The organism is Aurantimonas aggregata (genome assembly GCF_010500835.1).
GTDB lineage: Bacteria > Pseudomonadota > Alphaproteobacteria > Rhizobiales > Rhizobiaceae > Aurantimonas > Aurantimonas aggregata.
On the sequence record NZ_JAAAMJ010000054.1, the window covers coordinates 1 to 6941 of the forward strand.

The window sequence follows — 6941 nt, forward strand, 5'->3', positions numbered from 1 at the left end:
TCAGGCGCTCCAGATGCTCCGAGAGACCGAAAAGCGACCGTTGCTCCATCGACCTGCCTCCAAATCATGACAGGCCAAGTGAATCACGAAATCACCCGCCAGGCGAGGTTCTTGCGGGTGGCCAGCTCAGTTCGCTGCGCTCGCGCTGGCGCCTACGAACCCTACCGCGCTATTGCCGAAGGCGGGCCAGAGTACCCGGCGTTCCGAACTCACACTGTCCCTCAAGCGTCCAAGCTGGCGGACACCGTGGAATCCATTTGAACCTGGTGCGACGCAGATGGCTGCAACCGAGAGGTAACCGTCAGAGTTGGTTCGACATCTGCAAGGCTTGTGGAGCGATTATAGCTCCGACATTGGCTGATGGGCGGGGGTGCCCTATGAAATACCCCTGCAAGTAGTCCACTTGGTAATTCCCCAGTATTTCCATTTGTTCGCTTGTTTCCACACCTTCTACCAGTATCTGGGGCCCGCGATTTCGAACTAATTCAATTATATCTCTTAACATTGTTACATCGCGGTTGTTACTAAGATTGTTAATGAAAGAGCGGTCGATCTTGACTGCATCAAAATCGATCAGTCGAAGCCACGATAAACCCGCAAATCCTGTGCCGAAATCATCGAGCCATATCCTAACTCCAAGCTGCCTTAGCGAGCCGATGCTGCGCAGCACTTCGGAATTCAGTTCAAGATCCAGACCTTCAGTCACCTCAATAGCGAGTCTGGTACCGGGAACCCGCCGCTCATGAAGAATGTCCTCAACCGTTTTCGAGAATCCGGGTGCTCTTAGCTGGACGACCGAGATGTTTACGGTGGCAAACGCAATATGCCTGTTGCTCAAGAGCTCTTGGCAGACCGTGTCAATCGCCCAACGCCCCAGCTCGAGGATCGCGCCTGTTCTTTCTGCGATCGGAATGAAGACGCTGGGCGGAACGTCGGTTCCATCTAGCATTCGAAGGCGCATCAACGACTCAACCGCATCGACGCGACCCGAGGGTAGGCTTTGAATGGGCTGGTAGACCAGAGAAACCAGATGCCGATCAATTGCTGTGCGGAGCAAGGCGGCTACCGCTTCGCTGTCATCTCCGCTTTTCGGATCACTCGGATCGAACAGGTGAACGCAGTTGCGCCCACTCGCCTTGGCGCTGTAAAGGGCTCGGTCAGCTTCGTTCAGGAGCGTTTCGACCTTCGAACTGCTTTGCCTCCGGGTAATACTCGCGCCGACGCTCGCTGTGACGATGTTTTCGCCGTCCTTCCGATGCTGGTGGTTGACGGTTATGTCTGCCACCGCCGAGCGCACTGTCTCAGCAAGGGCCTTAAGCTGCGAGTCATCGGCCAATGGGGCGAGGATGATGAACTCTTCCCCGCCGTACCGTCCAATCGAACCGTTGTAAGGCGCAATCGCCCGCTGTAAGGCCTTCCCTACATAAATCAGACAGCGGTCGCCCTCTTGGTGGCCATGATAATCGTTGAAGCTCTTGAAAAAATCGATGTCAGCCAGGACGACTGCGAATGGAGTGCTGGTAGTCAGCCATGTGCTCCAGAACTGCCGAAGTTTCTCGTCTATGGCCCGCCTATTCATCAAGCCGGTTAGTGGATCGGTGTTGGACAAACGGAGGAGAGTATCACGGCGTTCTGCCAGTTCCTCCTGACGCCTCTCGGCCTGGAAAGCGTTTAGGAAAACTCTGTACCGCTCGAGGTTTAGTTTCCAATTTACGTAAGCTGTGAAGGCAAAACAGGAGAAATAAAAGGTTCCAAAAGCAAGTGCATAATTTAGCGAAACCGGAATCACAAATATCATAGCTACGAAAAAAGCGATGGTTACCAATATTGACGTAAAAATCGCGTAAATAGGTTTGAAGTTAAACAACAGGCTGGCGACCATCATAAAGATGGTCCCGAAGACCATGTAATACGAAACGCTTAATGTGTAAACGCTGTAGACGGCGATGGAAAGCCACGCAACGTAGCAAGCTACGATGATTCCAGCGCAGGTTGTTTCAAGCTGATTTGCGCGTGCGCCTACTTTGGTGAGCACTTCTACTATACAAAACGCGGCTGCTCCAAACAAGATTCGCGCGCCAGTTGTCGCATCGGCTACATCGGGAATGAGTACGAAGTCAAGAAGCCCAAACAAGATATAGATAACAACTGCAACCCACATTGTATAGCGTGCGTCTGCCCGCCTATACGGCTCCCGTCTACGATTATATACCTTGACCAGCGATTCTGAACGGGAAGCGTACCAAGGCTTCGCGAGCTCCGTCTTTACCAGATCCCCGTGCCGGCTCAGGCGGTCACCTCTTTCCTGCCCGCTGCCGAAAGTCCTTCGGGGAAGCGAATTTCTTTGATTCTTGCGGGTGCCAAGCTTCATCGGTCCTCGATCAGGTTCTCTGCCGACTGACACAGATATGGTGATCGTAACGAAATTGATGAACATCTGTGTTAACGAGTCAGCTAAAATATTACGCTCTGCTAGCCTATTTAGAGCATAACAGGATCGTCCGCATACGCAGACGGGTTCTTCGCCGTATACAATTAATCGAAAATTAACCCAAAACTTCAATCGTCCCCCGGTCAGAATCTGTGACCGCCGCCTGTCTCGCAGCGGTCCATGCCGGGGAACCCGAAATGAACCAACAGCGGGCCCCGATCGATGGGGAAACTCTGATCACGCCGGAACTTATCGCGGCTAGTGCAGACGCTTCGGGCGTTGCAGGCAACCGCGAAAGCCTTGTCGACGCCGAAGCCGCGCTCGCGCTTGCGTTGGGTGTCACCTTAGATCGCCTGAAGAACGAGGGCCATGTCGACCAGGCGGTCGATTATCTGTTTCGGACGCTGCACGAGATGCGCGCGCGATTCTCGCAGTCGGTATGGCAGCAGCTCGTGCCCTTGGCTCAGAACCATTCGGTATCGGCGTACTTGCAGCAGGACCCATTCACCAATTGGTCGTTCGAAAAGCCGCGAGGCTATTCGGGGGACGCGAAGCTCCTGGATTTCATTTACGGCCACCCCAGCGTTGCGCCGCTCGTGGCCGCTGCGACGCCGCTGGGTCGCGCAATATATGACTATACGAGCTACGCGCCCGCAGCGGTGGCTGTCCGCGAAAGGCGCGATCTGCTGGCGCAGTATGTCGACCGAGTTGCTTCAAAACGAGAAGGCGGCACCGAGATCTTGGCGATCGCCGGCGGACACCTGAGGGAAGGGGAGCGCTCAGCAGCACTGCAAGAGCGTCGACTCGGGCGTTGGGTGGCGCTGGATCAAGACCCGTTGAGCGTTGGCTCGATGGTTCGGGACTATGCAGGAACCGCTGTCGAAGCCGTCAACGGATCAGTCAAGGGGCTACTCGGAGGAGCCTACCGACTGGGGCACTTCGACTTCATTTACGCGGCCGGACTGTATGACTATCTGCCCCAGGCCGCTGCCGTGCGGCTAACGCAGATCTGCCTTAACATGCTGAAGCCGGGCGGCCTCTTTCTGTTCGCGAACTTCAATAACGACATCAGCGACGACGGATACATGGAGAGTTTCATGAATTGGCCGCTGCTGCTCCGCTCGGAAAAAGACATGTGGGATATCATCAATGCCAGTATCGACGCTAACGTCTACGAGCCGAACGTCTTCTTCGGAGAAAATCGGAATATTATTTATGGAACCTGCCATAAGCGCTGACGGCAGGCCGTAAGTAGGTGAGCATCATTATAGACAGAAGATTGGCTCAGATTCCGATGATCGCGTTGTCTGCCGCGACGCCTTGCTCGCCACTCGCCACTCGCTACCAAGACGCAGGCCAGGATCTTGACCAGATGGATCATTCCCTAGCAATGGCCTGATCGTATTCCAGTGCATCGAAGGCTGGTACAACCCCGCAATGCGTCAGGTCGCCCTCGGTTACCAGTCACCCATCAACTACGTCTGACAACCTCGTCGATTGCCCCTTGCGCGACGACGCTGTTGCCGCCGACGAAGATGATCTCGGTCCGTTCCGCGCCAGCCTGCTTCAGGTGGGTGATCATCTGGATGACGACGACGATCTTCTGATTGTTGGTGTCGACAAAATGCAGTCGCCCGGGCAAAGCCGCCGTTCTGAGTCCTTCGTAACCATTCGGCGTGGACCGCGGTGCGGAATCTCCTGATCATTGGCTATGCGGCTGCGCGCTCGACCCGGTGATCTTCGCCCGACCAGTCCCATGGCAGGAGTTCGCCGAGACGGGTCTGTGGTGTGTCGGCGATGCGCGCGAGGACGTCGGCGAGCCAGGCCTGCGGATCGATGTCGTTGAGCTTTGCCGTGGCGATCAGCGTCAGCATGAAGGCGCAGCGATCGGCGCCGCGATCCGAGCCGGCGAAGAGCCAGGACTTGCGGCCGAGCGCCAGGCTGCGGATCGCGCGTTCCGCCGCGTTGTTCGTCAGGCAAATTCTGCCGTCAGCGGTGAAGTGGACGAAGCCCTCCCAGCGCGTCAGCATGTAGTCCATGGCCTTGGCGACCGGAGCATGGCGCGATAGGCGCGCCCGCTCGGTGCGCATCCAGTCCTCCAGGTCGGCGAGAACAGGGATGCTCCGCTCCTGCCGAACGGCGAGACGCTCTTCGGCTGAGCGGCCGTTCGCCTCGCGCTCGATATCGAACAAGACGTCAATGCGCTTCACCGCCTCCAGCGCCAGTGGCGAGATCGGTGCAGCATTCTTTCCTCGCCGGGCACTCCGGGCGATGTCGGCGAGCTCGAAGAACTTCCGCCGTCCGTGAGACCAGCACAGCGCCTGGGTCAGGGGCCCCGGACTTCGGTCAGTGGCGTAAAGCCGACCATAGCCCGAGTAGGCGTCGGCCTGGAGGATCCCGCCATAGCCGGTGAGATGGCGTTCGGGATGATCGGCCGTGCGGTCGCGGGAGGCGTAGAACAGGGCCGCTGGCGGTGCCTGTCCGCCGAAGGGCCGATCGTCACGGACATAGACCCAGACCCGGCCGGTCGTTGTCTTGCCCTTTGCCAGGATTGGCACGGTGGTGTCGTCGCCGTGCAGCCTCTCGGCAGCAAGGACATGCCGCTCGATGAGGTCGTGAAGCGGGCGCAGGGCATCGACGCAGGCGCCAACCTGATCGGCGAGCGTCGACAGGCTGAGGTCGATCCCCTCGCGGGCATAGCGCTCGGACTGGCGGTTCAGTGGCTGATGCTGCCCGAACTTCTCGAACAGGATCATCGCCAGGAGATTTGGTCCGAGGAAGCCCCGCGGCGTCGTGTGGAACGGCGCCGGCGGCTGGCTGATCTTCTCGCACTCCCGGCAGGTGAACTTCTCGCGGACGGTCTGGATCACCTTCCACTGCCGCGGGATCACCTCCAGCGTCTCGGTGACGTCCTCGCCGAGCTTCGACAGCATGGCCGAGCCACAGCAGGGACACGAAGTCGGCGCCTCGATCACCACCCGCTCCCTCGGCAGATGCTCGGGAAACGGCTTCTTCGAGGGGCGCTTGCGGGTGAAAGCCTGAACGTTCGTCGTCTTCGCCGCGGCCTGCTCGGCGGCAAGCTCGTCCTCGGTGGCGGCAGATTGCGCATCCTCGAGCTGCATCTCGAGCTGGTCGAGAAGACGCGCCTTCTTCTCCGACCGCGTCCCATAGAGTTCGCGCCTGAGCTTCTCGATCTCAAGCGTCAGATGCGCGATCAGGGCGTCGGCGTGCGAGGCCTTCGCCTTTCTGTTGGCCACTTCGGCTTCCGCCCGATCGGCACGCCGTTCGGCCGCCGCGAGGGCGGCCTTCAAGGCGGCGATATCATCCGGCGCGGCGGCCATGGCGAAAGGCCCGAAGCAGTTCGTGACAGAGCCGATTCTGCCACAGAACCCCTGCAACATAAGGAGTTTGTGCTATCCGACCGCGCTCGGGCGCCAGGTTCTCTGGGGGTGGCGCCAGTCGATCCCTTCCAGCAGGTAGCCGAGCTGCGCCGGCGAGATCGTCACCGTGCCGTCCGCTGGCGAGGGCCAGATAAAACGGCCCCGCTCCAGCCGCTTCACGAACAGGCAGGCACCCTGGCCGTCGTGCCAGATGACCTTGATCAGGTCGCCGCGGCGGCCACGAAAGACGAAGAGCTGGCCACTGCTCGGATCATGCTTCAGCGTCTCCTGGACCATCAGGGACAGACCGGGAAAGCCCTTGCGCATGTCGACATGCCCCGCCGCCAGCCAGACCCGCACCCCGCTCGGAACCGGGATCATGGCTGGTCCAGAACGGCCACGATCCGGGCCAGAGCCTCGGCATCGACATCCGCATCGACGACGATCCGCCGTCCGCCGTTCAGGACAATCTCCATGCGCGAGACCGCCGTCGTCATCTGCGGCTTCGGCGGCTCCGATACCGGCGCGAGCACCACGGGAACGAAGGTCGGCCCTGCCTGCGATCCGGCACGCTCGGCCCGAAAAGCGCGCCGCCACGTCACCAATTGCGAGCGCGAGATCCCGTGACGTCGCGCCGTCGCCGACACCAACCGCGGACCGGCCAGGCTCTCCAGCACGATCTTCAGCTTCGCCTCGTCGCTCCAGCGACGACGGCGCCCCGTCTCGATGATCTCAAGCCGCTCGAAGGCCCTGTGCGTATGACTGTCCATACGCACTGTTCTCAAGCCGAATACCCGCCTCCCACAAGACGGCCTTCACCGCAGGCTTACAGTCCTTCTCATGCTGAGCGGCTTTTAGAACCCAGTGCGTTGCCGCGGTAAAGGTCGATGGCCCTGCTGCTCTCGGGGACCAATTTACGGCCCCCGAAAGAGGGTCGGCGTGAACCGGGATCGCAGGGCTCCGCGGTGGCCGCAGCGTTCTGGGCGGACCTGTGATGGTCTGGACTTATACCAACGTGCGCTGATCAGAACTCATGCGCCCAGTCCCGCATTCCGATTGAGATGATTTTCCAGGGCTGATCGACGAGCTTGTTCCAAGCGTCACAGCAGTGGGCGACGATGTCGTCGTAG

6 protein-coding genes are annotated in these 6941 nt (G+C 59.4%); 1 reads left to right on the forward strand and 5 read right to left on the reverse strand.

Annotated elements, in window-relative coordinates; translation table 11 throughout:
• Nucleotides 1-301: 301 nt before the first annotated feature.
• Nucleotides 302-2371: a putative bifunctional diguanylate cyclase/phosphodiesterase gene (locus tag GTW51_RS22955; RefSeq protein WP_163046348.1), complete on the reverse strand. Its 2070-nt coding sequence runs from the start codon at nucleotides 2369-2371 to the stop codon at nucleotides 302-304.
• Between the two features lie 257 nt (nucleotides 2372-2628).
• Here GTW51_RS22955 and GTW51_RS22960 point away from each other — a divergent pair, with 257 nt between their 5' ends.
• The gene (locus GTW51_RS22960) at nucleotides 2629-3669 is read left to right on the forward strand and encodes a class I SAM-dependent methyltransferase (protein ID WP_163046349.1); all 1041 of its coding nucleotides are present in this window, start codon (nucleotides 2629-2631) and stop codon (nucleotides 3667-3669) included.
• A gap of 233 nt (nucleotides 3670-3902) precedes the next feature.
• Here the strand turns inward: GTW51_RS22960 and GTW51_RS22965 are convergent, their stop codons facing one another.
• The 4 genes from GTW51_RS22965 to tnpA form a co-directional block, all read right to left on the reverse strand.
• Nucleotides 3903-4073 carry a hypothetical protein gene (locus GTW51_RS22965; RefSeq protein ID WP_163046350.1) on the reverse strand — a complete coding sequence of 57 codons (171 nt, stop codon included), beginning with the start codon at nucleotides 4071-4073 and terminating at the stop codon, nucleotides 3903-3905.
• A gap of 67 nt (nucleotides 4074-4140) precedes the next feature.
• Nucleotides 4141-5772 carry an IS66 family transposase gene (tnpC, locus tag GTW51_RS22970; RefSeq protein ID WP_163046351.1) on the reverse strand — a complete coding sequence of 544 codons (1632 nt, stop codon included), beginning with the start codon at nucleotides 5770-5772 and terminating at the stop codon, nucleotides 4141-4143.
• Between the two features lie 72 nt (nucleotides 5773-5844).
• The gene (tnpB, locus tag GTW51_RS22975) at nucleotides 5845-6192 is read right to left on the reverse strand and encodes an IS66 family insertion sequence element accessory protein TnpB (RefSeq protein WP_163046352.1); all 348 of its coding nucleotides are present in this window, start codon (nucleotides 6190-6192) and stop codon (nucleotides 5845-5847) included.
• Complete coding sequence (gene tnpA / locus GTW51_RS22980) at nucleotides 6189-6581, reverse strand: IS66-like element accessory protein TnpA (protein WP_163046353.1); 393 nt, start codon at nucleotides 6579-6581, stop codon at nucleotides 6189-6191. Before tnpA ends, tnpB begins: the two co-directional genes overlap by 4 nt.
• Between the last annotated feature and the right edge of the window lie 360 nt (nucleotides 6582-6941).

Bases quoted from the DNA above. Each gene is read 5' to 3' on its own strand.
- GTW51_RS22955 (WP_163046348.1), bottom strand. From the start codon at position 2,371: ATGAAGCTTGGCACCCGCAAGAATCAAAGAAATTCGCTTCCCCGAAGG.
- GTW51_RS22960 (WP_163046349.1), top strand. From the start codon at position 2,629: ATGAACCAACAGCGGGCCCCGATCGATGGGGAAACTCTGATCACGCCG.
- tnpC (WP_163046351.1), bottom strand. From the start codon at position 5,772: ATGGCCGCCGCGCCGGATGATATCGCCGCCTTGAAGGCCGCCCTCGCG.
- tnpB (WP_163046352.1), bottom strand. From the start codon at position 6,192: ATGATCCCGGTTCCGAGCGGGGTGCGGGTCTGGCTGGCGGCGGGGCAT.
- tnpA (WP_163046353.1), bottom strand. From the start codon at position 6,581: ATGGACAGTCATACGCACAGGGCCTTCGAGCGGCTTGAGATCATCGAG.